This is a genomic window from Streptomyces sp. NPDC058632, from assembly GCF_042717095.1.
In the GTDB taxonomy this organism is placed as follows: domain Bacteria; phylum Actinomycetota; class Actinomycetes; order Streptomycetales; family Streptomycetaceae; genus Streptomyces.
This window is the reverse complement of the sequence record NZ_JBHXQZ010000047.1, coordinates 1-22,036: the sequence shown is the minus strand read 5'-3', so window position 1 is coordinate 22,036 and position 22,036 is coordinate 1. Positions and strand designations below refer to the sequence as shown.

The following is a 22,036-nucleotide window of genomic DNA, read 5'->3' as shown; positions in this document are numbered from 1 at the left end:
CGCACTCCTCGTCCGCGCGTTCCGCGCCACCGGTCCCCGCCGGCCCTGCCGCCGCCCCGGATCACGGCGTCTCCATCAGCCGCGGCGACAGCGCGCCGCAGGGCACCAGCTCCACCTCGGCCCCGGCGTCCCGCAGGTCGGTGAGAACCAGCTCGTCGTACATCAGGAGCCCGGACTGCTCGGGCCACACCACCGCCCACAGCCACATCCCGAGCGCCTCGCCCGCGAAGACGGCCCGGTCGTCCGGTGTCTTGGAGACGTGCCAGAGCGGGGTCGGACGGCCGGCGGCCAGCACCTTGGTGTCGGCGGGCTTCTCGACGTCCAGATACGGCCCCGGGTCCGGGCCGTCGACGCCCGCGTACCGCGCGCCGAGTCCGACGCCGAGTTCCTCGGCCACCAGGATCAGCTCGCCCGTGCCGCCGAGCGGTCCGGGTCCGGTGCACGCGACGGCGGTGGCGCGGCCGCCGCTGCGGTCGTCACCCGCGCTGGCCACACCGGCGAACAGCCAGCCCACCGGCAGCGGCCACGGCATCCACACCGGCACCTGGGTACGGTGCACGACGACGTCGAGAGCCTCGACGCTCGGCGGTATCACGGGCTGGACCGGATGCACGGTGCCGTGCGCATCGCACTGCCAGGCATCGGAGAAGAGGCCGGGAGCCCTGACCCGGCCACCACACTTCGGGCAACTGGGTTCGCCCCTCATAGGGCCCCACGGTCCTACCCTCGCACCGCCACGTCAAGGACGATCACCCGTCCGGACCGAACCGGTCGCCCGCCACGACCGACCGGCCCGCCCGTGCCCGCCCGTGCCCGCCCGTGCCCGCCCGTGCCCCCAGGATGGCCCTGGGCCGCAGTCGCCCTCACCAACTGGGGCGTCGTTGACCGACGTTGACGGGCCGGAGCAGGTGAGCTTGCTCACTCCGGCGAGCGGCCGCCCGCCCGCCGGGGAACCGTTCAGTCCAGCGCGACGGAGGCGCGGGCGGGGTGCCTCAGGTCCGTCCCCCGGGTCAGCCAGCGCTCCTGGAGGGCCTGGGCGCCGTGCACCCGCTTCCAGGCGGCCTCGTTCGGCGTCATGGGCAGCAGCGGCAGGAACCGTACGGGCTCCATGGGCTCGTCGAGCTCCAGGTCCTCCACCAGACCGCCCGGCTCGGCGACCAGCACCGAGGTGAACGGGGCCCCGGGCCACAGCGGTCCGCCGACGTCGAGGGAGGCGCCGGGTGCCACGACCACGCCCTCGACCTGCGGGGACGCGGCGAGCACCGCGAGCGGGCGGAGCACCTTGTCGGTGTCGGCGAGCCCGGTCCGTACCGACAGCACCAGCTCCGCGCGCGGGCCCGCGACCGGGTCCGCGATCACCGCCGTGGGGTCGGCCATGGGCTGCGCGGACATGCCGAGGGTGGCGTAGCGCACGATGTCGCCCTCCTGGAAGCGCAGCACCTCGACGCGGTCCGTACCCAGGAAGGTGACCGCCGCGCGCGCGTCCGGTTCGCCCAGGGCCGTACGCAACCGGGTTTCGACCAGAGGAAGAACATCTGCCATGCGGCGAGCATAGAACTCGTCGGCAGCAGTCGAGGCGGCGCCTTGACACGGGGGCGGCTGCTAGTGTGGCCCGGTGGTTCGGGGCAGCACACAGGAGGCCCCCCAGGCAACGCCCAGGCCCGTCAGGGCATTTGCAGGGCACTGGGAGAGTCCGTCGGAGCCCCGGTACCGCCATGACACTCCCCTGCGGGGGAATCCCCTCAGGGGATGAGGATCGTCCCTTACGGGGGACCGGCCGGAGGAGGTGGGGCTGGCATGGACCGAAGTCGACCGTGCAGTAGCACCCGCTCTTCCACCCGTTGATGTAGCTGCTCCGTTCCGGCTGCCATCTCGCATCATCGCGTCTCCATCGGAAGAGCATTTCGTTTCGTCCCGTCCGATCTGCCCCAGTAGCTGCATCAGCGACGAGACACGCCACCGCGACGATGCGGTGCTCCCCGCTTTGTGGACGTGCCGAACATCCCTGCCCCGACTTTCCCGGAGGCCGGGTCGTCTCTGGTCAGGACGTCCTCATTCCGGGTGGTTCCACCCGTTGCACCGGCGCCTTTCGTTGCCCGTTTCGCGAAGGAGCCCGCCATGTCGATGATCCGCGACCTGCGTGCCGTGGTCCGTCCCTCCCTTGTCTCGCTGCGCAAGGAGAGCAGCGCCCCGTACGGCACCACCCGTGACCCGGCGACGACCACCGCGGTCGTCGACTGCGCCATCTACCGCGACGGCCGGCGCGTGGAGACCGAGGGCCCGCTCACCCCGCAGGAGGCGATGCGTCTGGTGCGCCGTGACTCGGGCTTCGTGTGGATCGGCCTGCACGAGCCGACCGAGGACGAGTTCTCCGGTGTCGCCCGCGAGTTCGGGCTGCACCCGCTGGCCGTGGAGGACGCCGTCCAGGCCCATCAGCGGCCCAAGCTGGAGCGCTACGACGACTCGCTCTTCACGGTCTTCAAGACCATCCACTACCTCGACCACGACCGGCTCAACTCCAGCAGCGAGGTCGTCGAGACCGGTGAGGTGATGTGCTTCACCGGCCGGGACTTCTTCATCACCGTCCGGCACGGCGGCCAGGGCTCCCTGCGGGCCCTGCGGCACCGCCTCCAGGAGGATCCCGAGCTGCTGGCCAAAGGCCCCTCGGCGGTCCTGCACGCCATCGCCGACCACGTCGTCGACGGCTACATCGCGGTCGCCGACGCGGTGCAGGACGACATCGACGAGGTGGAGACGGAGGTGTTCTCGCCGGGCCGGGGGGGCACCCCGCGCGGCACCGACGCCGGACGGATCTACCAGCTCAAGCGTGAGGTGCTGGAGTTCAAGCGGGCGGTGTCACCACTGCTGCGGCCCATGCAGCTGCTGAGCGAGCGGCCGATGCGGCTGATCGACCCGGAGATCCAGAAGTACTTCCGGGACGTCGCCGACCACGTGGCCCGGGTGCACGAGCAGGTGATCGGCTTCGACGAGCTGCTCAACTCCATCCTCCAGGCCAACCTCGCGCAGGCGTCCGTGGCCCAGAACGAGGACATGCGCAAGATCACCTCGTGGGCCGCCATCATCGCCGTGCCGACGATGGTCTGCGGGGTGTACGGCATGAACTTCGACTACATGCCGGAGACGCAGTGGAAGTACGGCTACCCGGTGATCCTCAGCGTGACCGTCGCCCTCTGCCTGGGCATCCACCGCACGCTGAAGCGCAACGGCTGGCTCTGACCTCGGCCCCGAGGCCCTGGATAGGCTGGGCCCATGACAAGTGCGACCAGTGCGCTGTTCGACCGGGCCCTCGTCGAGGAGGCCACCAAGAAGTCCGGCCTCGTCTGGGTCCGGGGGCACGGTGTCCCGGCCCGGCCGTTGTGGCACGTGTGGCACGAGGGTGCGATGTGCCTGGTCGGCGACGGTCCCGGGGAGCAGCCGCTGCCGGGGCTGGTGGACGGCGGGCCGGCCGAGGTGACGGTGCGCAGCAAGGACAAGGGCGGCCGGCTGGTCTCCTGGAGCGCGACGGTCGTGGAGCTGCCGTCCGGGTCCGAGGAGTGGGAGGCGGCGGTCGCCGTGCTCAAGGGCAAGCGGCTCAACGCGCCCGACGGCGAGGCGATGACGCAACGCTGGGCCCGTGAGTGCCGGGTCCTGCGCCTGGAGCCGACCGGGGTGACGGCACCGCTGCCCGACGGTTCCCTGGCCGAGCCCCCGCTGCCGACCCCGGTGACGACCCGGCACCCGGCCCCCGCGGGCCTGCCCCGGCTGCTGGCGGGGCGGAGGAAGCGCCGCTGACCGGCCGCTGTGCCGGGCCTCCTACGACGTCGGGAGCTGCCCCTCGTAATCCAGCGTCTCGTCCCTGGCCGGCTTCTCCAGGGCGAAGTCGGCGCCCCAGGCCGAGAAGGTGAGGGTGCCGGCCTTGCCGGCGCGCACCAGGCGCAGCGGGTACGGCTTGCCCTCGAGGGAGACGTCCAGGGTGCCGCCGGAGCCCTTGTCGCCGGTGACGCGGATGCTGCGGACGCCGCCCTGCTCGTGGTGGCCGTCGGTGGCGAGGGTGCCGTGCAGGGTCAGCAGGCTGTCGAGGAGAAGGTCCTTGTCCGCGAACCCGATGAACTTCTTGTACGACGGGTCGCCCTCCGGCACCTTCACGTACTTCTCGGCCAGCTTGCCGGCCGCCACCGCGTCCGACGCACCCTCGCCCTCGCCCTTCGCATCGGCCCCGCCGGCCCCGCCCTCCGCCTGGCCCCAGAACTTGGCGTCGGCCTTCAGGAAGAGCTCGTCGTCGACCTTCAGCAGCCGGAAGGTCTGTCCACCGGCGGTGACCGATCCGATGCCGCCCTCGGGCTTGAGGCGCATGTCGAGCGTGTACGTACGCCCGCTGGTGACCACGTTCCCGTGCAGCCGCACGGTGTCGACCGACTTGGCGGCCGTCCGTGTCCTGTTCTGGATCTCGGCGGCGGACAGCTTGCCGACGCCGTTGGTGCCCTTGTTCGGGTCTTCTTCCTCGGAGGAGCATCCCGTGAGCGCCGTTCCGGTCACGAGCAGCGCGCACACGGCACTCGCCAGCGTGGCTGTGCGGGAACGGCCCGGGGAGATCGGAGTCACAGGTTGCGCTGCCTCTCTGACGGGGACCTGAACGGCGTACCGCAGATTACCGGGACCGCACCGGCCCCTCGGAGGCAGTCCGTCCGGACCGGCTCCCGAAGCACCGCCGGTCCGGACGGGCTAGCCTGAAGCCGCCTGAACGGGGCATCCGGACCACCGGCACGGTACTCGGGGGAGAAAAACGGCAGGGCCAGAGCAGGCAGCACGCAGCACAGTCAAGGCGGCACGGCAGCACCGCCCCGTACGAAAAGGAGCCGCCGTCATGGCAGCGGGCGCCCCCCGGTTCTTCGTCTCGCACATCTCCGGCGTCGCCGCCTTCGATCCGGCCGGTGACCAGGTGGGACGTGTGCGCGACCTGGTCGTCATGCTGCGGGTGGGCGGGCGTCCGCCGAGGCTGCTCGGTCTGGTGGTCGAACTCCCCAGCCGGCGCCGCATCTTCCTGCCCATGAACCGGGTGACCGCCGTGCAGTCCGGCCAGGTCATCACCACCGGGGTGCTCAACGTCCGGCGCTTCGAGCAGCGGCCCACCGAGCGGCTCGTCTTCGGCGAGCTCCTGGACCGCAGGGTGACGCTCGTGGAGCCCGGTGAGGAGGTCACCGTCCTCGACCTGTCGGTGCATCAGCTGCAGGCCCGCCGGGAATGGGAGATCGACCGGGTGTTCGTCCGCAAGGGCAAGAAGGGTGGAACGTTTCGGCGGGGCAAGGGGGAGACGCTGACCGTCGAGTGGTCGGCGGTCACCGGTTTCTCGCTGGAGGAGCAGGGGCAGGGCGCCGAGAGTCTGCTCGCCACGTTCGAGCAGCTGCGTCCCGCCGACCTGGCCAACGTCCTGCACCACCTCTCCGCCAAGCGCCGCGCCGAGGTGGCCGCCGCCCTGGACGACGACCGCCTCGCGGACGTGCTGGAGGAGCTGCCCGAGGACGACCAGGTGGAGATCCTCGGCAAGCTGAAGGAGGAGCGCGCCGCCGACGTCCTGGAGGCCATGGACCCGGACGACGCCGCCGACCTGCTCTCCGAGCTGCCCGAGGAGGACAAGGAGCGGCTGCTGAGCCTGATGAAGCCCGGTGACGCGGCCGACATGCGGCGCCTGATGGCGTACGAGGAGCGCACCGCGGGCGGTCTGATGACGACCGAGCCGATCGTGCTCAGGCCCGACGCGACCGTCGCCGACGCCCTGGCCCGCATCCGCAACCCGGACCTGTCCCCGGCGCACGCGGCCCAGATCTACGTGTGCCGTCCGCCGGAGGACACCCCGACCGGCAAGTACCTGGGCACGGTCCACTTCCAGCGGCTGCTGCGCGACCCCCCGTACACGCTGGTCGGCTCGATCATCGACGACGATCTGCAGTCACTGGCGCCGGGTGCGGCGCTGCCCGTGGTCGCCGGGTTCTTCGCCGCGTACGACATGGTGGCGGCGCCCGTGGTCGACGAGACGGGCGCGCTGCTGGGTGCGGTGACGGTGGACGACGTACTGGACCACATGCTGCCGGACGACTGGCGGGAGACCGAGTTCCATCTGAACGACGACGACGCCCCGGACGGCATCGGGGGCCCGGAGGGCACGACGGGCACGGACGACGCGGGCGGTACCGATGACGCGGACGGCAGGGACGTCAGGGACGACGACGAGGGGGTGGTGACCGATGGCACCTGAGCGCGACGGCGCGCGCGAGCAGCGTCAGCCCGCGGGGGCCACGGCCTCCGGCCACCGGCCGCGTACGCCCCGGCTGGACCAGCCGCTCCCGCCCGGGCGCCGGCTGCTGCCCGAGTGGGACCCGGAGGCCTTCGGGCGCCTGTCGGAGCGGATCGCGCGGTTCCTGGGGACCGGGCGGTTCATCGTCTGGATGACGGTCGTCGTCATCGTGTGGCTGGTGTGGAACGTGGCCGCGCCCGAGGAACTGCGCTTCGACGAGTACCCGTTCATCTTCCTGACCCTGATGCTGTCCCTCCAGGCCTCGTACGCCGCCCCGCTGATCCTGCTCGCGCAGAACAGGCAGGACGACCGCGACCGGGTCAACCTGGAGCAGGACCGCAAGCAGGACGAGCGGGTGATCGCGGACACCGAGTACCTGACCCGGGAGATCGCCGCCCTGCGGGTCGGGCTCGGGGAGGTCGCGACGCGCGACTGGATCCGCTCGGAGCTCCAGGACATGATGAGGGAACTCGAGGGACGGCAGAACGGACACCGGGCCCACCAGGACCACCACGACACCATCACGGCAATGCGGGCACAACGGCCTCCGGGACGTGACGCAGACGACCAGTAGCGGGCTTACCGGGGGACGTACCGGGCGCCGTACCATCGACACCATGGCTACGGAAGACGCGGTGCGTGAGGCACTGGCGACGGTGAACGACCCCGAGATCAACCGGCCCATCACCGAGCTCGGGATGGTCAAATCGGTGGAGATCGGTGCGGACGGGGCGGTCGCGGTCACCGTGTACCTGACGGTCTCCGGCTGCCCGATGCGGGACACGATCACGCAGCGGGTGACGGACGCGGTCTCCCGGCTCGAAGGCGTCACCCGGGTCGACGTCACGCTGGACGTGATGAGCGACGAGCAGCGCAAGGAACTGGCGAACGCCCTGCGCGGCGGCCAGGCCGAGCGCGAGGTGCCCTTCGCCAAGCCGGGCAGCCTGACCCGGGTGTACGCGGTCGCCTCCGGCAAGGGCGGGGTCGGCAAGTCGTCGGTGACGGTGAACCTGGCGGCGGCGATGGCGGCCGACGGCCTGAAGGTGGGCGTCGTGGACGCCGACATCTACGGTCACTCGGTGCCGCGCATGCTGGGTGCCGACGGGCGTCCGACCCAGGTCGAGAACATGATCATGCCGCCGTCCGCGCACGGCGTGAAGGTCATCTCCATCGGCATGTTCACCCCGGGCAACGCCCCGGTGGTGTGGCGCGGCCCGATGCTGCACCGCGCCCTGCAGCAGTTCCTGGCGGACGTGTACTGGGGCGACCTGGACGTGCTGCTGCTCGACCTGCCGCCGGGCACCGGCGACATCGCGATCTCCGTCGCGCAGCTCGTGCCGAACGCCGAGATCCTGGTCGTCACCACGCCTCAGCAGGCGGCGGCCGAGGTCGCCGAGCGGGCGGGTTCCATCGCCGTGCAGACCCACCAGAAGATCGTCGGCGTGGTCGAGAACATGTCCGGCCTGCCCTGCCCGCACTGCGGCGAGATGGTCGACGTCTTCGGTACCGGTGGCGGCCAGTCGGTGGCCGACGGACTGACCCGCACCACGGGGGCCAACGTCCCGGTGCTCGGTTCCATCCCCATCGACGTGCGCCTGCGCGAGGGCGGCGACGAGGGCAGGCCGGTCGTCCTGTCCGACCCGGAGTCCCCCGCGGGTGCGGCGCTCCGCTCGATCGCCGGCAAGCTCGGCGGGCGCCGGCGCGGCCTGGCGGGCCTGGCGTTGGGTATCACGCCGCGGAACAAGTTCTGAGCGCTCCAGGGGCCCGTACGGGGCCGTGAGCGTGCCGTGATCCGCTGCGCTGCGGGGCGCCGTCCGTCGGGGCGGCGCCCTTCGCCGTAGGGGGCACCCGTACGGGAACCGCCCGTACGGGGGGACAGCGGTACGCTCCGCGGCTCAGGCGGCCGTGTAGGCGGTGATGTCCTTGACCACGGCGAAGCCCAGGCCGTACGCGCTCATGCCCCTGCCGTACGCGCCGACGTGCACGCCCGCCCGCGTCGATCCCGCGAGCACCCAGCCGAACTCGGACTCCCGGTAGCGGAACGGCGTCGGCACCCCGTCCACGGGGAGGGACAGCGTCGACCAGTCCGGTCCGTCGAGGTCGTCCGCCAGCACCCAGGCCGTCTCCGTCTGCTGCTCCAGCCAGTCGTCGCGCAGGGAGTGGTCCATCTGGCCCGGCCAGGTGAACGACAGCAGCCCCACTCCGGCCAGCCAGGCGGCGGAGGACACCGAGGTGGCCTCCATCGTGCCGGTGCCGTCCGCGCTGCGGCGCACCGGGTTCGCGGCCACCGTCACGGCGACCGCGAACCTCTCCTTCGCGTCCTGGCCGGTCTGGGCCGTGTACTCGCTGCGGACCGAGGGCTCGTCACCGTGCCCGATCGACCCGTGCTCGACGGCCCCGTCGGCCGCGGTGCCGACCTGCATCAGCCAGCGCCGCCCCGTGAACGCCTCGTCGAGGCCGTACCACGGGAAGGGCGCGCTCAGGTAGCCGTCGACCGTACGCCGGCCGAAGGGGACCTGTCGTCCATCCTCCGCGGCCGACGCCTGCGCGACTGCCCGACTCGTCGTCTCCATGTCCGGACGCCTCCTCGCTCTCGTCGGACCGGGGGCGGCCCGCCCCCCTTCGGGCGTACTCGTCCGGACCGCACAACAACTCGGGCAGCATAGCCACCTCGTGGGCGCGCGCCGGGAAACCGCTCGGCGCGTGGGCCGCGCGGGCGTCCGGTTCATGCCGTACGGGGGCCTGACGGAGTATGAAACGCGTCACGTACAGGGGGTGTACGGGGCCCCGCGCGTCCGGCCGGGCCGGCGCCCGGTGGGGCTCAGGTGGCGTCCGCGTCGAAGGGCGGACGGTCGTCGGCGGCCGCCTTCTCGGGCTTCTTCGTCATGTCGAGGCGACCGCCCGCGGCGGAGGCAGAGGAGGACGTGGAGGCCGGGGAGGACTCGGGGTCGCGGCCGTGGACGGCGTCCGCGACCTCGGTCATGTCCTTCTTCAGGTCGAATCCGCTGCGGATCTCCTTGAGCCCCAGTTCGTCGTTGTCCAGGTGCTTGCGGATGAACGTCTTGGGGTTGAGGTCCTCGAACTCGAAGTCCTTGAACTCCGGGCCGAGTTCCTCGCGGATGTCCTGCTTGGCGCTGTCCGAGAAGTCGCGGATCTTACGGATCGTCCTGGTCACGTCCTGGATGACCTTGGGGAGCTTGTCCGGACCGAAGACGAGCACGGCGAGGATGACGAGCGTCACCAGCTCGAGCGGTCCTATGTCATTGAACACCTGAAGCTCCTTGCGATGTCCTCGGCCCTCGGCCCTCGGTGGTCAGTGCGTCGACGCGTCCGTGCGTCCGTGCGGTCTTCCGTGGTCCGGGCCGGGTCCACGGTACCCGGCCACCCCGTACGACCGGTACTGTGCCGGGGCCCCGGCTGCGTGACGCGTACGGTCTTCGCCGGCTGTTCGCCTTCCCTTCCCTGCCGCGCCTCCGTGTGCCGCCCTGTGTCTAGTCACCGCCGGAGGAGCCGAGGACGAGCGAGACCTCACGCTCCTTGCCGTCCCGTTCCAGGGTGAGCTCCAGGCGGTCTCCGGGACGGTGGGCGCGGGTCTTGACGATGAGTTCCTCACCGGAGTGGACGCGCTGTCCGTCGACCTTCGTGATGACGTCGCCGGCCTTGATCCCGGCCTTGTCCCCGGGGCCGCCACTGCTGACCGGGGGGCCGCCGTCGCTGCCCCTGGCGCCGACACGGGCGCCGTCGCCGGCGTAGTCCATGTCCAGGGTGATGCCGATCACCGGGTGGGTCGCCCTGCCGGTGTTGATCAGTTCCTCGGCGACGCGCTTGCCCTGGTTGATCGGGATGGCGAAGCCGAGGCCTATGGAGCCGGCCTGGCCGCCCTCGGCGTCGCCACCGCCGCCGGCGGAGCGGATGGCGGAGTTGATGCCGATCACGTGGCCCTCGGCGTCGAGCAGGGGGCCGCCGGAGTTGCCGGGGTTGATCGGCGCGTCGGTCTGCAGGGCGTCGACGTAGGACACGTCACTGCCGTCGCCCTGCTCGCCGCCCGCCGTGATGGGGCGTTCGCGTGCGCTGATGATGCCGGCGGTGACCGTGCCGGCCAGGTCGAAGGGGGCGCCGATGGCGACGACTGGATCGCCCACCTGCACGTTGTCCGAGTTGCCGAGGGGCAGGGGGGCCAGCCCGCTGACGCCCTTGACCCTCACCACGGCGAGGTCGTAGCCGCTGTCCCGGCCGACGACCGTGGCCTCGGCGGTGTCGCCGCTGTGGAAGGTCACGGTGATCTCGCCGTCGCGTCCGGCGGGCTGCACGACGTGGTCGTTGGTGAGGATGTGTCCGCGGTCGTCGAGCACGAATCCGGTACCGGTGCCCGCCGACGCCGCCCCGCTGACGTGCAGGGTGACGACGCTGGGGAGGGCCTGCGCGGCGATCCCGGCGATACTTCCGGGTTCCCGTCCGGCGGGCTTCCCCTCGGCCTGCGGGAGTTCCACGGAACCGACACCGCCGTTGCGCTCCAGCTGGGTGCCGACGATCCCGCCGACACTGCCGGAGACGAGCGCGACCACCAGCATGAGGCCGACGAGCACCCTCCTGCCCTGCTTGCGCCGCTGCCCCTCCGTGGCGACCACGCCCCCGGTCTGCTGCAACGGGGCGCTCGCCGCGGCGGCGGCCCAGGGGTCGTAACGCCGCCAGGGGTCGGCCGGCACCTGGGCATCCGCCGCCGGAGCGTCCGGGGCCGGGAATACGGCCGGGGGTGCGGGTTCCACTGCGGGCGCGGGCCCGGTTGCGGGGTGGCTCGCGTCCGGGGCGCCGGGGGCGGGCACGGCGGGGGCAGGCACTGCGGGGGCGGCGGGGGCGGCGGGGGCGGGCATGCCGTGCGGCGGGGTGCCCGCCGCCGGGGCCGGAACCGATGTGCCCTGCGCGGGAGTTGCCGCCGGGTGCTGAACCGGGGGTGCGGGCGCCCACGGCCCCGGCTCCCCGTACGGCGGGGTGCTGTAGGGATCGGGGTCGTGCAACGGCCGGGGCTGCTCGGACCGGCCTCCGGGGAAACCGGGTGCGGCGGGTCCGGCGGGCCGTGCGGACTCCGGGGCCACACCGGACTCACGCGGCTCGGTGGCCCCCGCGGGCTCGACGTCCTCCGGCAGGCCGGTCCCCGTCGCCCCGGCGTTCAGGGGCCGGTGCAGTTCGTAGTCGTCCCCCGTGTCGGCCGGGGGCGTGGCGGGGCGCGCGAGTTCGAAGTCGTCGGAGCCTCCCGACGGCGCCGGGCGCTCCAGCTCGAAGTCCCCGTCCCCACCCGGCTGTTTCTGCTCCCCCGATGGGCTCGCCTTCGGGGGCTTCCCCTCGTTCATGCTCTCCCCACAGCTGGCCGCGAATCCTCGACTCCGTGGCCCCGTACGCCTCCGCGCAGGAGCTCCTGGTGCGGCGCCCGGCCGCATGGGCCTGGGCGCGTCCCCTGGATTCAATCAGGTTCGCACGCCCGTGCGCAGCGGACGGGGCCGGTGCACAGGCCGGTGCACCGGTCAACGGATGGTGCGGGAGCGGGAGGAGGCGACGGGGTCGGGCGCCGCGGTCGCACCGACGGAGGGCGCGGAGGAGACAGGGGGCGCCGAGACGGCTGCGGTGGAGAAGCCGCCGGGGGCCTTGAGCCCCGGTGTCGTCTCCCACTTCGACAGGGACAGCGGCGCTATGAGCGGGGCCATCGGTGGCCCGCCGGCCATGACGGGGGTGGCCGCCAGGGGGCTGTGGCGCCGGAGGGCGGTCGGTGGCACCCCGGGGAGCAGCGGCGCGGACGCCCGGGTCGCGGCGGCCGGAATGTCGCCCAGCACGCTCTGGCCCTGCAGCTGGCCCAGCAGCGGGGCGGCACCCCGGCGTCGCTGGGACTCGGGCGTCGTCGCCGTGCCGCCCTGGGTACGCAGCGGCGTCACATTGCTGCCGTTGCCCGGGCCGCGGACCTCCGCGTCGGTGGGGGTGACGGTGGCGACACCGCCGAGGGCGATCGCCGCGAGGGACACCGCTCCCGCCGCCGCTGCGGCGAACCGTATCCCGCGTGAGGAGGACCGCTCCTGCTCGTGCCGGCTGACGTCGTGGAGGGGGAAGCCCCGCTCCGCCCGGACCACGCCCGACGGGGACGTGAGCAGGGGGGAGGGCCGCCGGGCGGGGGTGTAGGCGAACTCGAACCGCTCGCCGCGCCTGCCGGTCCCGAAGGCTCCCGGCATCCCGCCGAGCCGCACGGGCGGGTCGCCCGGCAGTCCTCCGCCGGCCGGCGGCGAGCCGCCGTCGAGGTCACCGCCCGCGGGAAGGCTCTGGAGGCGGGCCAGGAAGCTCTCGGACGGGGGCGGGGGCGGGACGTGTGCGAAGACGTTCTTCAGGCGGCGCTGCGCGTCCACCTCCGACTTGCACTTCGCGCAGGTGGCGACGTGCGCCAGTACGCGCTCACGCGCGTCATGACCGAGCTCTCCGTCCACCAGGGCGGAAAGCCGGTCTCCCAGGTGCTGCTCTGCGAGGTGTCCCTCGGCAGGTTCCGGCCGTGAACCGCTCACGTGCTCGTGCCCCCTCCCCCCAGTGCGGGAACACGCGGCATGAAGGAGCGGCGCTCCGCCCGCGCCTGGGGCGAGCGGTGGGCGAGGGCCTTGCGCAGCTGGGAGCGCCCGCGGTGGATCCGGGACCGGACCGTGCCGAGTTTGACGCCGAGGGTCGCGGCGATCTCCTCGTACGACAGCCCTTCGATGTCGCAGAGGACGACCGCGGCGCGGAATTCGGGCGCGAGCGTGTCGAGGGCCTGCTGGACGTCCGCGTCGAAGTGGGTGTCGTTGAAGACCTGCTGGGGTGTGGGCTCCTTGCTGGGGAGCCGCTCGGCCGCGTCGTCGCCCAGGGAGTCGAAACGGATGCGCTGCTTGCGGCGCACCATGTCCAGGAAGAGGTTGGTGGTAATGCGGTGCAGCCAGCCCTCGAAGGTGCCCGGCGTGTACGTCGACAGCGAGCGGAAGACGCGGACGAAGACCTCCTGGGTGAGGTCCTCCGCGTCGTGCTGGTTACCGGTGAGGCGGTAGGCGAGCCGGTAGACCCGGCCGCTGTGCGTGCTGACGATCTCCTCCCACGTGGGCGGAGTCCACGCCTGCCCGTCCGCGTCGGTGGAGAAGCTCGCGGTCTGGGCCGGGTCAGCGGCGTGACTGTGGTCAGCAGCGGTGTCGTTCACGGATTTCGGCCTGCCCGCCGATCCGAGGAAGCGCCTCAGCACTCCCCCCCGATCCATAGGCGCAGCCGCACCTCCCCTATCGGCTCTCATGGTGTCCGGTGGAGCCCCTACCATAGCCACCTCGCCCGTTAGCTCCGGATAAGCGGTTTTGCGAGAAATTGATGTGGGCTGCCCCGGCTCGTGGGCCCGCGTCAGCACTTGCTCGGTGTCCTCGCTCATCCGCCCACCCCCTCCACGACACACGCCGCTCGCTCTTCCCTTTGAACGACCGGTCCCATCAGTGGGTTCCCGGTGTCAACGGATAAAGTCACGCCGAGGCAACCACGGGGACAGGAGAGGGTCATTACCGCCAACCGGCAGACGAGCTGGGCGTTCGCGGACGCCTATGTCGCCGAGGACGAGGCGCTGCACTGGGCCCGGGACCGGGCCCGTGAAGCAGGGCTGCGCTCGGTGTCGCCCGGTACGGGTGCGGCCCTGCGGTTGCTCGCGGCCACCGTGGACGCCAAGGCGGTCGCGGAGATCGGCACCGGCTGCGGCGTCTCCGGGATCCACCTGCTGCACGGTATGCGGCCGGACGGTGTGCTGACCACGGTCGACCTGGAGCCGGAGCACCAGCAGTCGGCCCGCCAGGCCTTCCGTACGGCGGGCTTCGCCGCCAACAGGGCCCGCTTCATCCCGGGCCAGGCGCTGGACGTCCTGCCCCGCCTCGCGGACTCCGGCTACGACCTCGTCTTCTGCGACGGCGACCGGCTCGAGTACCAGGACTATCTCGCCGAGTCGTTGCGTCTGCTGCGTCCGGGAGGTCTGGTCGCCTTCGAAGGGGTCTTCGCGAACGGCCGGACGGTGGACTCCGGTCCGCAGCCCACCGAGGTGCTGCGGCTGCGGGAACTGGTGCGGGCCCTGCGCGAGAGCCAGGAGATGGTGTCGTCCCTGCTGCCCGTGGGCGACGGACTGCTCTGCGCGGTGAAGCGGTAGCGGACGGCTTCGGATGGGGGCAGCGGCCTCCGCCCTGACCTCTGACCTGTGCAAACAGTCGCCCCGGTGCCGCATGCGGCACCGGGGCGACTGAAAGGGTATGGTCGCTTGCGCGTCAGCCGACGACCTTCTTGAGGGCGTCGCCGAGCGCGTCGGCCTCATCCGGGGTCAGCTCGACGACGAGCCGACCGCCGCCTTCGAGCGGAACGCGCATGACGATGCCCCGCCCCTCCTTGGTCACCTCGAGCGGGCCATCACCCGTTCGCGGCTTCATGGCCGCCATGCTCGTTCCCCTTCCTGAAACCCAGCTCAACCGTCTAAGCCGACGGCCCACTGAAGGGCACCTGCGGTCCTTGAAGCAGGACACACGCCACCGGCATCGAACACATTGCTTCCAGGCCATTATCCCGCATCTCAGGACCCGATGACCAACATCGGTCGGCATCGCTTGGGCAACGCGCGCGAGCAAAACCACTCAATTCGGCGATGTGGCTGCGATACTGCGCCACCGCGCACCGCTCCACCGACGGAAAACGCACCGGAATTCTTTGACGCAGGTCACATACGGGCTCCGTTCCACCGCCGTCGATCTCCGTCATGCTGTCCTGCACAGGGACGTACTGACGGGTAGGTCCACGAGCCGCGACGCGGAGGGATACACCATGGCCGACACCGTGCTCTACGAGGTGAGCGACGGACTCGCGACGATCACGCTGAACCGCCCGGAGGCGATGAACGCGCTGAACGTGGCGGCGAAGGTCGCGCTCCGGGACGCGGTCGGGGCCGCCGCGGACGACGACGGCGTACGGGCCGTGCTGCTGACCGCGGCCGGTGACCGGGCGTTCTGCGTCGGACAGGACCTCAAGGAGCACGTCGGACTGCTGGCCGCCGACCGCGAGGACGGCGGCCGGCGCACGATGAGCACGGTGCGCGAGCACTACAACCCGATCGTGAAGGCGCTCGCCGGGACCGCGAAGCCGGTGGTCGCCGCGGTGAACGGGGTCGCGGCCGGGGCGGGCTTCGGCTTCGCGCTGGCGGCGGACTACCGGATCGTGGCCGACACGGCGGCGTTCAACACGTCGTTCGCCGGGGTCGCGCTGACCGCCGACTCCGGGATCTCCTGGACGCTGCCGCGGGTCGTCGGCCCGAGCCGCGCCACCGACCTGCTGCTCTTCCCCCGCAGCATCACGGCCCAGGAGGCGTACGACCTCGGGATCGCGAACCGGCTGGTCCCGGCCGCCGAGTTGCGCGCGGAGGCCCTGAAGACGGCGCGGGCACTGGCCGCGGGGCCGACAGTGGCGTACGCGGCGCTGAAGGAGTCGGTGGCGTACGGGCTCACCCACTCCCTGGAGGAGGCCCTGGAGAAGGAGGACGAGCTCCAGACCCGGGCGGGGGCCTCCGAGGACCACACGATCGCCGTACAGGCCTTCGTCGACAAGGAGAAGCCGAAGTACCAGGGTCGCTGACCGAGGGAACGGGAGGTCCCGGGCGGCCTGCGGCGGGGTCTGCCCGCCTCCGCGGCTCAGGTCTGTCGGGCCACGCAGTCCTTCAGGTGGTCGTCGACCAGGCCGCAGGCCTGCATCAGCGCGTACGCCGTGGTCGGGCCGACGAAGCGCAGGCCCTGTTTCTTCAGGGCCTTGGACAGCGCCGTCGACTCGGGGGTGACCGGGGGGACGTCGGCGAGGGTCACCGGCGCCGGCCGGCCGGCCGGGTCGGGGGCGTGCGACCAGATCAGGGCGTCCAGGTCGCCGGGCGCCCACCCGGCCAGCACCCGCGCGTTGCCCAGGGTCGCGTCGATCTTGGCGCGATTGCGGATGATCCCGGTGTCGGCCAGCAGGCGCTCACGGTCGGCGTCGGTGAACTCCGCGACGTCCGCGATCCGGAAGCCGGCGAAGGCGGTACGGAAGCCCGGACGGCGGCGCAGGATCGTGATCCACGACAGCCCGGACTGGAAGGCCTCCAGGCTGAGGCGCTCGAACAGGGCGTCGTCCCCGTGGACCGGGCGGCCCCACTCCTCGTCGTGGTACGCGATGTAGTCCTCGGTGGACAGGGCCCAGGGGCAGCGCGGGGCGCCGTCCGGACCGGCGAGGGCGGCTCCGTCGGTCACGGCTGGTCGCCCTCCTGGCGCACGGCGGACTTGTCCAGGGCGATGTGGGCCGCGACGGCACGGGCACCGGCCAGCGCGGACTCCATGTCGGCGATCCGGGCGTCGCGCTCGGCGAGTTCGGCGCCGAGGCGGCTCAGCGCGTCGTCCACGTCGGCCATGCGGTAGCCGCGGGCGGCGAGCGGGAAGCGGAGGCCGTCCACGTCCGCGCGGTGGACCGGGCGGTCCGGCGGCAGGGTGTCCCTCAGACGGTCGGGGGCCGCGTCGGGCAGCGGGCCGCTCTCACCGCCGCCCACCACCGCGAGGGTCACCGCGGCGACCACGACGGCGAGCGCGACGACCAGGAACAAGAACATAACCATCGCTGAGGTCCCCAGGGTTGGATCGGGAGGGCTGGATCGGAAGGGCTGGAATCGGGCCGGAGTCGGATGTGTGGCTCCGATCGTGCCATGCGAGTCTGACAGTCGGGGTCGCAGACAGCCGGGTACGGCCGCGGCCCGGACCCGACGAGGAATCGAACGAGGAGAGGTCTCAGGGGATGCTCAGGCTGGGCAGGCGGGAATTCGCACCGCACGAGCCGGTGATCATGGCGATCGTGAACCGGACCCCGGACTCCTTCTACGACCGGGGCGCGACCTTCCGCGACGAACCGGCGCTCGCGCGCGTGGAGCAGGCTGTGGCCGAGGGCGCCGCGATCATCGACATCGGCGGGGTGAAGGCCGGGCCGGGCGAGGAGGTGTCCGCCGAGGAGGAGGCGCGGCGGACGGTCGGTTTCGTCGCCGAGGTGCGGCGGCGCTTCCCGGACGTCGTGATCAGCGTGGACACCTGGCGGCACGAGGTCGGCGAGGCCGTGTGCGAGGCGGGGGCGGATGTACTGAACGATGCCTGGGGCGGGGTCGATCCGCGGCTCGCGGAGGTCGCCGCGCGGTTCGGCGCCGGGCTGGTGTGCACCCACGCGGGAGGCGCGCTGCCGCGGACCCGGCCGCACCGGGTGGAGTACGACGACGTGATGGCCGACATCCTGGACCGGACGCTGGGGCTCGCGGAGCGTGCGGTGTCCCTGGGCGTGCCGCGGGAGTCGGTGATGATCGACCCCGGGCACGACTTCGGCAAGAACACCCGGCACAGTCTCGAGGCGACGCGGCGGCTGGACGAGATGGTCGCCACCGGGTGGCCGGTGCTGGTGTCGCTGTCCAACAAGGACTTCGTCGGCGAGACGTTGGACCGGCCGGTCAAGGAGCGGCTGCTGGGGACGTTGGCGACGACTGCGGTGTCGGCGTGGTTGGGGGCGCGGGTGTACCGGGTGCACGAGGTGGCGGAGACGCGGCAGGTGCTGGACATGGTGGCGTCGATCGCGGGCCGTCGCCCGCCGGCGGTGGCCCGGCGGGGGCTTGCGTAGGGCTCCGTCCCGGGGAACGGCTCTGTCCCTACGCCCCCCTTCGTCGGCGCCGCCCCCGGGCTCCGGGCGTGGGGCTCCGCCCCGGACCCCGCCAGGGGCTCCGGCCCTGGGCCCCGGCCTGTGCCCGCCCACCACCCGACTCGGTCGGTCAGGGTGCCCCGAAGCCCCCCCCACACCCCCACGCCGGCACCCGGCCGGTCGGAAGGTGGTCCTCAGCGACCCGCTTCCTTCGAGACCAGGGACACCGCTTCGTCCACGTCGTCCGTGACGTGGATGAGGAGAAGGTCCTTCTCGGCTGCCTTGCCCTGGGCGATGACCGTGCTGCGCAGCCAGTCGACCAGGCCGCCCCAGTACTCGGTGCCGAACAGGACGATGGGGAACTGGGTGATCTTCTGCGTCTGGACCAGGGTCAGCGCCTCGAAGAGTTCGTCGAGGGTGCCGAGGCCGCCGGGCAGGACGACGAAGCCCTGCGAGTACTTGACGAACATCAGCTTGCGGACGAAGAAGTACCGGAAGTTCAGGCCGATGTCGACATAACTGTTGAGCCCTTGCTCGAAGGGCAGCTCGATGCCGAGGCCGACCGAGACGCCGTTGGCGTCGCAGGCGCCCTTGTTGGCCGACTCCATGGCCCCGGGGCCACCGCCGGTGATGACGGCGAAGCCCGCCTCGACCAGGCCCCGGCCCAGTCGGACGCCGGCCTCGTACTCCGGCGAGTCCACCGGTGTGCGGGCCGATCCGAAGACGCTGATGGCGGGCGGCAGCTCGGCGAGTGTGCCGAAGCCCTCGATGAACTCCGCCTGGATGCGCAGCACCCGCCAGGGGTCGGTGTGCACCCAGTCCGAGGGCGCGCGCCCGTCCAGCAGCCGCTGGTCCGTGGTGCTCGCCTGGACCTGGTCCCGTCTGCGGAGCACCGGACCCAGCCGCCGCTCCTCCGGTGGGCTCTGCTTGCCCTCGGGGTTGCCAGTAGCCATATGTGCTCCCTCCGGTTGCGGTCTCCCCCGCTCGGGAGATGCCGAGATCCGGAGGAGAGGTCGTTCCACTTCAGCGTAGATCCACGCGGGTTACGTCTGGGGGACGTCAGCATGTCCGCAGAAAAGCGTTCCAAACGCCCTGATACGGCGGCGCGCTCACGCGGTCAGCCAGGTCCGCAGCCGCTCCTCCCCCGCGATGACCTTCGCCGTCTCCACGCGTTCGTCCCGCTTGTGCGCCAAGTGCGGGTTGCCGGGGCCGTAGTTGACGGCCGGGACGCCGAGCGCGGAGAAGCGGGAGACGTCCGTCCAGCCGTACTTGGGCTGGGGGGTGCCGCCCACCGCCTCGATGAAGGCGGCCGCGGCGGGGTGGGAGAGACCGGGCAGGGCCGCGCCGCTGTGGTCGTCGACGACGAACTCGCTCACGCCGCAGCCGGCGAAGACCTCGCGGACGTGGGCGAGGGCCTCGGCCTCCGAACGGTCGGGTGCGTAGCGGAAGTTGACGGTGACGACGCACTCGTCGGGGATGACGTTGCCGGCCACGCCCCCGAAGACGCCCACCGCGTTCAGGCCCTCGCGGTACTCCAGGCCGTCGATCACCGGGTGGCGCGGTTCGTAGGAGGCGAGGCGGGCGAGGACGGGGGCCGCCGCGTGGATCGCGTTGGAGCCCATCCAGCCGCGCGCGGAGTGGGCGCGCTCGCCGGTGGTCTTCAGGAGCACCCGGAGCGTGCCCTGGCAGCCGCCCTCGACCTGGCCGTCGGAGGGCTCGAGGAGGACCGCGAAGTCGCCCTCCAGCCAGTCGGGGTGCTGCTCGGCGACGTGCTTGAGGCCGTTGAGGTCCGCGTCGACCTCCTCGTTGTCGTAGAAGACGAAGGTCAGGTCCCGGTTGGGTGCGGGGACGGTGGCCGCGATGCGCAGCTGGACGGCCACGCCCGCCTTCATGTCGCAGGTTCCGCAGCCCCACAGCACGCCGTCCTCGTCGAGCCGGGAGGGGACGTTGTCCGCGATCGGGACCGTGTCGATGTGCCCGGCGAGGATCACGCGCTCCTCGCGCCCCAGGTTCGTACGGGCCACGACGTTGTTGCCGTACCGGTCGACCGTGAGGTGCGGCAGGGTGCGCAGGGCGGATTCGATCGCGTCCGCGAGCGGCTTCTCCGTGCCGCTGACGGAGGGGAAGTCGACGAGCCGCGCGGTCAGAAGCGCCGCGTCCAGGGTGAGGTCAAGCGGGGTGTCGGCCATGCCGACGACCCTAACGCGCTGGTCCGGGCCCGTTGTCCACACCCGGCACACACGCCTCGTACTCTCCAGTACCTTGTACGCGTGTCAGAGTCACCGCCTCCTTCCAAGCGTCGGGGCCGCTTCTTCCGCTTCGGAGCGGCCTCCGTGGTCCTTCTCGGAGTCGTCGGCTACCTGGTGGTCCAGTACGACACGGGCGGCGGTCCGAGCGGGCCGGGCTGCCGGGTCGTGTCCGCCAAGGGCGACGGGGCCACGTACGAGTTCACGCCGGAGCAGGCGGTGAACGCGGCGACGATCACGGCCGTGGGCACCGCGCGCGACCTGCCCGAGCGGGCTGTGACGATCGCGCTGGCGACCGCCCTCCAGGAGTCGGCGCTGCGCAACATCGACTTCGGGGACCGTGACTCGCTCGGCCTGTTCCAGCAACGGCCCTCGCAGGGCTGGGGCACGCCGGAGGAGATCATGGACCCGGCGTACTCGGCGGGGAAGTTCTACGACGGTCTGGAGGAGGTGCCGGGGTACACCCGGCTGCCGCTCACCGTCGCCGCCCAGCGGGTGCAGCTCAGCGGCTTCCCGCAGGCGTACGCCAAGCACGAGCCCGACGCCACCCTGCTGGCCGCCGCCCTCACCGGCCGCCGTTCGGCGGCCACCCTGACCTGCGAGGGCCGCCCGGCGGCGACTCGCGCGGCGGGAACGGACGCGGTACGGGAGGCGCTGGCCCGCGACTTCGGGCGGGACGCCCTGGAGCCGGCCGGCACCGAGGTCGGCGACCCGGCGGGCCCCTCCGCTCCCGGGGACGCGGACGCCGGCTCGGACGGGCGGACCATGACGCTGCCGGTCTCCACCGGGGCGGACCCGGGCCGGAAGGGCAGGGACCAGGGCTGGCAGCTGGCGTACTGGGCCGTGGCCAACGCCTCCGCGCTGCACATCGAGCGGGTCGCGTACGCGGGGCAGGAGTGGACCGCCGGGGACGACGGCCGGTGGAGCCCGGTCGACGACGAGGACGACGAGGACGGCAAGAACTCCGCGGGCTCGGACGGCGGTGCGGGCGGCGGTGCGGACTCGGTGCGGATCACGACCGCGCGGTAGTCCGCGCGGCCGCCGTGCGGAGATGCCCGCACGGCCCCCGCACAGCCGTCCGCACAGTTGCCCGAGGACTCACCCCCAGGGGTTGGCCTGAGGGTCGGGCCCTTGACGAGGCGAGCGGGTTTCCGCGTCCCGCCCCCGGTGGGGCGTACTCCTTGGGGCTTGGGCGCTGTAACCATTCGGCAGTCCATCGAACGACGCACTGTTCGTCCGCTTTTCGGCGTAGCCGATAATGCGACGCATTGCCAACTCTTTACGTCGCCGCACCGCAACCTTCCTGCCCTTCGAGCGGTAGTCACTGCGTCCGAGCCCGGAGACCTATCACCGGGTCCGGCTGGACGTTTCACCGTTCTCTCCCGCCGAAGGAGCACCATGTCCCTCCCCCTGACCCGTCGGATCGCCCGTGCCGCGCTGCTCGTCGCCGCCGGAGCCGCCGCCGGGGTCGGTGCGGCCGGTTCCGCCAGCGCGGCCCCCGAACTGCCGGCCACCCCGAGCCTCGGCGGCCTGACCGTCCTGGACGGGGCCGGCGCGACCGGCGCCGTGGACGGCGCGACGCACACCGTCACCGACACCGCGGGCAACGCCGGCGGCCAGGCACTCGAGCAGGCCGCCGGGGACGCGCTGCCGACCGACGCCGTCGGCCTGGACGGCGTGCCGGCCGCCCGGACCCTCCCGGCCACGGCGCTGCCGCTCGGCTGACCCGCACGGATCCACGCCCGGCTTCACCCTGCTCCACCCGGACCGCGCGAACGCCGTCGGGGCCCAGGAAGAACCTGGGCCC

At 72.3% G+C, this 22,036-nt stretch carries 23 protein-coding genes; 10 read left to right on the top strand and 13 right to left on the bottom strand.

The features are described from left to right. Positions 1-61 precede the first annotated feature (61 nt). Entirely contained in the window at positions 62-706 is a 645-nt protein-coding gene (locus tag ACFWVE_RS19250; protein WP_384015437.1) for a DUF6758 family protein, read from the bottom strand. Positions 707-957: 251 nt separating this feature from the next. After that, positions 958-1,542 (bottom strand): suppressor of fused domain protein, encoded by a 585-nt coding sequence (locus ACFWVE_RS19245; RefSeq protein ID WP_384015435.1) that lies wholly within the window; start codon positions 1,540-1,542, stop codon positions 958-960. Between the two features lie 576 nt (positions 1,543-2,118). On the opposite strand from ACFWVE_RS19245, the gene ACFWVE_RS19240 reads away from it, so the two are divergent. Beyond that, on the top strand, positions 2,119-3,237 hold the full coding sequence (locus ACFWVE_RS19240) for a magnesium and cobalt transport protein CorA (RefSeq protein ID WP_384015433.1): 1,119 nt from the start codon (positions 2,119-2,121) through the stop codon (positions 3,235-3,237). Between the two features lie 33 nt (positions 3,238-3,270). Continuing rightward, the gene (locus ACFWVE_RS19235) at positions 3,271-3,792 is read left to right on the top strand and encodes a hypothetical protein (RefSeq protein ID WP_384015431.1); all 522 of its coding nucleotides are present in this window, start codon (positions 3,271-3,273) and stop codon (positions 3,790-3,792) included. Between the two features lie 21 nt (positions 3,793-3,813). Here ACFWVE_RS19235 and ACFWVE_RS19230 read toward each other — a convergent pair whose 3' ends face one another. Next, entirely contained in the window at positions 3,814-4,602 is a 789-nt protein-coding gene (locus tag ACFWVE_RS19230; protein WP_384015429.1) for a hypothetical protein, read from the bottom strand. Between the two features lie 262 nt (positions 4,603-4,864). On the opposite strand from ACFWVE_RS19230, the gene ACFWVE_RS19225 reads away from it, so the two are divergent. Genes ACFWVE_RS19225 through ACFWVE_RS19215 form a run of 3 tightly spaced genes read left to right on the top strand, consistent with a single transcriptional unit; the run spans position 4,865 to position 8,043 of the window. Further along, the gene (locus ACFWVE_RS19225; protein WP_384015427.1) at positions 4,865-6,253 is read left to right on the top strand and encodes a magnesium transporter MgtE N-terminal domain-containing protein; all 1,389 of its coding nucleotides are present in this window, start codon (positions 4,865-4,867) and stop codon (positions 6,251-6,253) included. Further along, on the top strand, positions 6,243-6,866 hold the full coding sequence (locus ACFWVE_RS19220) for a DUF1003 domain-containing protein (RefSeq protein ID WP_384015425.1): 624 nt from the start codon (positions 6,243-6,245) through the stop codon (positions 6,864-6,866). The genes ACFWVE_RS19225 and ACFWVE_RS19220 overlap by 11 nt, the downstream gene beginning before the upstream one ends. A gap of 43 nt (positions 6,867-6,909) precedes the next feature. Further along, the gene (locus tag ACFWVE_RS19215) at positions 6,910-8,043 is read left to right on the top strand and encodes an Mrp/NBP35 family ATP-binding protein (protein WP_384015423.1); all 1,134 of its coding nucleotides are present in this window, start codon (positions 6,910-6,912) and stop codon (positions 8,041-8,043) included. A gap of 144 nt (positions 8,044-8,187) precedes the next feature. Here the strand turns inward: ACFWVE_RS19215 and ACFWVE_RS19210 are convergent, their stop codons facing one another. The 5 genes from ACFWVE_RS19210 to sigE form a co-directional block, all read right to left on the bottom strand. Continuing rightward, positions 8,188-8,865, bottom strand: a complete 678-nt coding sequence (locus ACFWVE_RS19210; protein WP_384015421.1) for a hypothetical protein — start codon at positions 8,863-8,865, stop codon at positions 8,188-8,190. A gap of 248 nt (positions 8,866-9,113) precedes the next feature. Continuing rightward, positions 9,114-9,563, bottom strand: a complete 450-nt coding sequence (locus ACFWVE_RS19205) for a sec-independent translocase (protein ID WP_384015420.1) — start codon at positions 9,561-9,563, stop codon at positions 9,114-9,116. Positions 9,564-9,783: 220 nt separating this feature from the next. Next, positions 9,784-11,640 (bottom strand): trypsin-like peptidase domain-containing protein, encoded by a 1,857-nt coding sequence (locus tag ACFWVE_RS19200; RefSeq protein ID WP_384015418.1) that lies wholly within the window; start codon positions 11,638-11,640, stop codon positions 9,784-9,786. Positions 11,641-11,811: 171 nt separating this feature from the next. Beyond that, a complete protein-coding gene (locus tag ACFWVE_RS19195) occupies positions 11,812-12,831 on the bottom strand; it encodes a zf-HC2 domain-containing protein (RefSeq protein WP_384015416.1) in 1,020 nt (339 codons plus the stop codon). Continuing rightward, a complete protein-coding gene (sigE, locus tag ACFWVE_RS19190; protein ID WP_384015414.1) occupies positions 12,828-13,529 on the bottom strand; it encodes an RNA polymerase sigma factor SigE in 702 nt (233 codons plus the stop codon). The genes ACFWVE_RS19195 and sigE overlap by 4 nt, the downstream gene beginning before the upstream one ends. 249 nt (positions 13,530-13,778) lie before the next feature. Here sigE and ACFWVE_RS19185 point away from each other — a divergent pair, with 249 nt between their 5' ends. Then, entirely contained in the window at positions 13,779-14,462 is a 684-nt protein-coding gene (locus tag ACFWVE_RS19185) for an O-methyltransferase (RefSeq protein ID WP_384015412.1), read from the top strand. 115 nt (positions 14,463-14,577) lie between these two features. Here ACFWVE_RS19185 and ACFWVE_RS19180 read toward each other — a convergent pair whose 3' ends face one another. Continuing rightward, a complete protein-coding gene (locus ACFWVE_RS19180) occupies positions 14,578-14,745 on the bottom strand; it encodes a DUF3117 domain-containing protein (protein ID WP_003966491.1) in 168 nt (55 codons plus the stop codon). Positions 14,746-15,124: 379 nt separating this feature from the next. Between ACFWVE_RS19180 and ACFWVE_RS19175 the strand changes: the two genes are divergently transcribed. Next, on the top strand, positions 15,125-15,928 hold the full coding sequence (locus ACFWVE_RS19175) for an enoyl-CoA hydratase/isomerase family protein (RefSeq protein ID WP_384015410.1): 804 nt from the start codon (positions 15,125-15,127) through the stop codon (positions 15,926-15,928). Positions 15,929-15,984: 56 nt separating this feature from the next. Here the strand turns inward: ACFWVE_RS19175 and ACFWVE_RS19170 are convergent, their stop codons facing one another. Both ACFWVE_RS19170 and ACFWVE_RS19165 read right to left on the bottom strand, forming a co-directional pair. Further along, positions 15,985-16,569 carry a DNA-3-methyladenine glycosylase I gene (locus ACFWVE_RS19170; protein WP_384015408.1) on the bottom strand — a complete coding sequence of 195 codons (585 nt, stop codon included), beginning with the start codon at positions 16,567-16,569 and terminating at the stop codon, positions 15,985-15,987. Next, positions 16,566-16,922, bottom strand: a complete 357-nt coding sequence (locus tag ACFWVE_RS19165; RefSeq protein WP_384015501.1) for a DivIVA domain-containing protein — start codon at positions 16,920-16,922, stop codon at positions 16,566-16,568. Before ACFWVE_RS19165 ends, ACFWVE_RS19170 begins: the two co-directional genes overlap by 4 nt. A gap of 182 nt (positions 16,923-17,104) precedes the next feature. Between ACFWVE_RS19165 and folP the strand changes: the two genes are divergently transcribed. Beyond that, positions 17,105-17,965, top strand: coding sequence for a dihydropteroate synthase (gene folP / locus ACFWVE_RS19160; protein ID WP_384015406.1), 861 nt, complete (start codon positions 17,105-17,107; stop codon positions 17,963-17,965). Between the two features lie 212 nt (positions 17,966-18,177). Here folP and ACFWVE_RS19155 read toward each other — a convergent pair whose 3' ends face one another. Both ACFWVE_RS19155 and dapE read right to left on the bottom strand, forming a co-directional pair. Further along, a complete protein-coding gene (locus ACFWVE_RS19155; RefSeq protein ID WP_384015404.1) occupies positions 18,178-18,936 on the bottom strand; it encodes a TIGR00730 family Rossman fold protein in 759 nt (252 codons plus the stop codon). Positions 18,937-19,092: 156 nt separating this feature from the next. Next, positions 19,093-20,172 (bottom strand): succinyl-diaminopimelate desuccinylase, encoded by a 1,080-nt coding sequence (gene dapE / locus ACFWVE_RS19150; RefSeq protein WP_384015401.1) that lies wholly within the window; start codon positions 20,170-20,172, stop codon positions 19,093-19,095. Positions 20,173-20,253: 81 nt separating this feature from the next. Between dapE and ACFWVE_RS19145 the strand changes: the two genes are divergently transcribed. Together ACFWVE_RS19145 and ACFWVE_RS19140 are read left to right on the top strand one after the other, a co-directional pair. Further along, a complete protein-coding gene (locus ACFWVE_RS19145; RefSeq protein ID WP_384015398.1) occupies positions 20,254-21,258 on the top strand; it encodes a heavy metal transporter in 1,005 nt (334 codons plus the stop codon). Positions 21,259-21,627: 369 nt separating this feature from the next. Beyond that, positions 21,628-21,954 carry an ATP-binding protein gene (locus tag ACFWVE_RS19140; RefSeq protein ID WP_384015395.1) on the top strand — a complete coding sequence of 109 codons (327 nt, stop codon included), beginning with the start codon at positions 21,628-21,630 and terminating at the stop codon, positions 21,952-21,954. Positions 21,955-22,036 lie beyond the last annotated feature (82 nt).

Coding starts and splice junctions, on each gene's coding strand:
- ACFWVE_RS19250 (WP_384015437.1), bottom strand. CDS start 706: ATGAGGGGCGAACCCAGTTGCCCGAAGTGTGGTGGCCGGGTCAGGGCT.
- ACFWVE_RS19245 (WP_384015435.1), bottom strand. CDS start 1,542: ATGGCAGATGTTCTTCCTCTGGTCGAAACCCGGTTGCGTACGGCCCTG.
- ACFWVE_RS19240 (WP_384015433.1), top strand. CDS start 2,119: ATGTCGATGATCCGCGACCTGCGTGCCGTGGTCCGTCCCTCCCTTGTC.
- ACFWVE_RS19235 (WP_384015431.1), top strand. CDS start 3,271: ATGACAAGTGCGACCAGTGCGCTGTTCGACCGGGCCCTCGTCGAGGAG.
- ACFWVE_RS19225 (WP_384015427.1), top strand. CDS start 4,865: ATGGCAGCGGGCGCCCCCCGGTTCTTCGTCTCGCACATCTCCGGCGTC.
- ACFWVE_RS19220 (WP_384015425.1), top strand. CDS start 6,243: ATGGCACCTGAGCGCGACGGCGCGCGCGAGCAGCGTCAGCCCGCGGGG.
- ACFWVE_RS19215 (WP_384015423.1), top strand. CDS start 6,910: ATGGCTACGGAAGACGCGGTGCGTGAGGCACTGGCGACGGTGAACGAC.
- ACFWVE_RS19210 (WP_384015421.1), bottom strand. CDS start 8,865: ATGGAGACGACGAGTCGGGCAGTCGCGCAGGCGTCGGCCGCGGAGGAT.
- ACFWVE_RS19200 (WP_384015418.1), bottom strand. CDS start 11,640: ATGAACGAGGGGAAGCCCCCGAAGGCGAGCCCATCGGGGGAGCAGAAA.
- ACFWVE_RS19180 (WP_003966491.1), bottom strand. CDS start 14,745: ATGGCGGCCATGAAGCCGCGAACGGGTGATGGCCCGCTCGAGGTGACC.
- ACFWVE_RS19175 (WP_384015410.1), top strand. CDS start 15,125: ATGGCCGACACCGTGCTCTACGAGGTGAGCGACGGACTCGCGACGATC.
- ACFWVE_RS19165 (WP_384015501.1), bottom strand. CDS start 16,922: ATGTTCTTGTTCCTGGTCGTCGCGCTCGCCGTCGTGGTCGCCGCGGTG.
- folP (WP_384015406.1), top strand. CDS start 17,105: ATGCTCAGGCTGGGCAGGCGGGAATTCGCACCGCACGAGCCGGTGATC.
- ACFWVE_RS19155 (WP_384015404.1), bottom strand. CDS start 18,936: ATGGCTACTGGCAACCCCGAGGGCAAGCAGAGCCCACCGGAGGAGCGG.
- dapE (WP_384015401.1), bottom strand. CDS start 20,172: ATGGCCGACACCCCGCTTGACCTCACCCTGGACGCGGCGCTTCTGACC.
- ACFWVE_RS19140 (WP_384015395.1), top strand. CDS start 21,628: ATGTCCCTCCCCCTGACCCGTCGGATCGCCCGTGCCGCGCTGCTCGTC.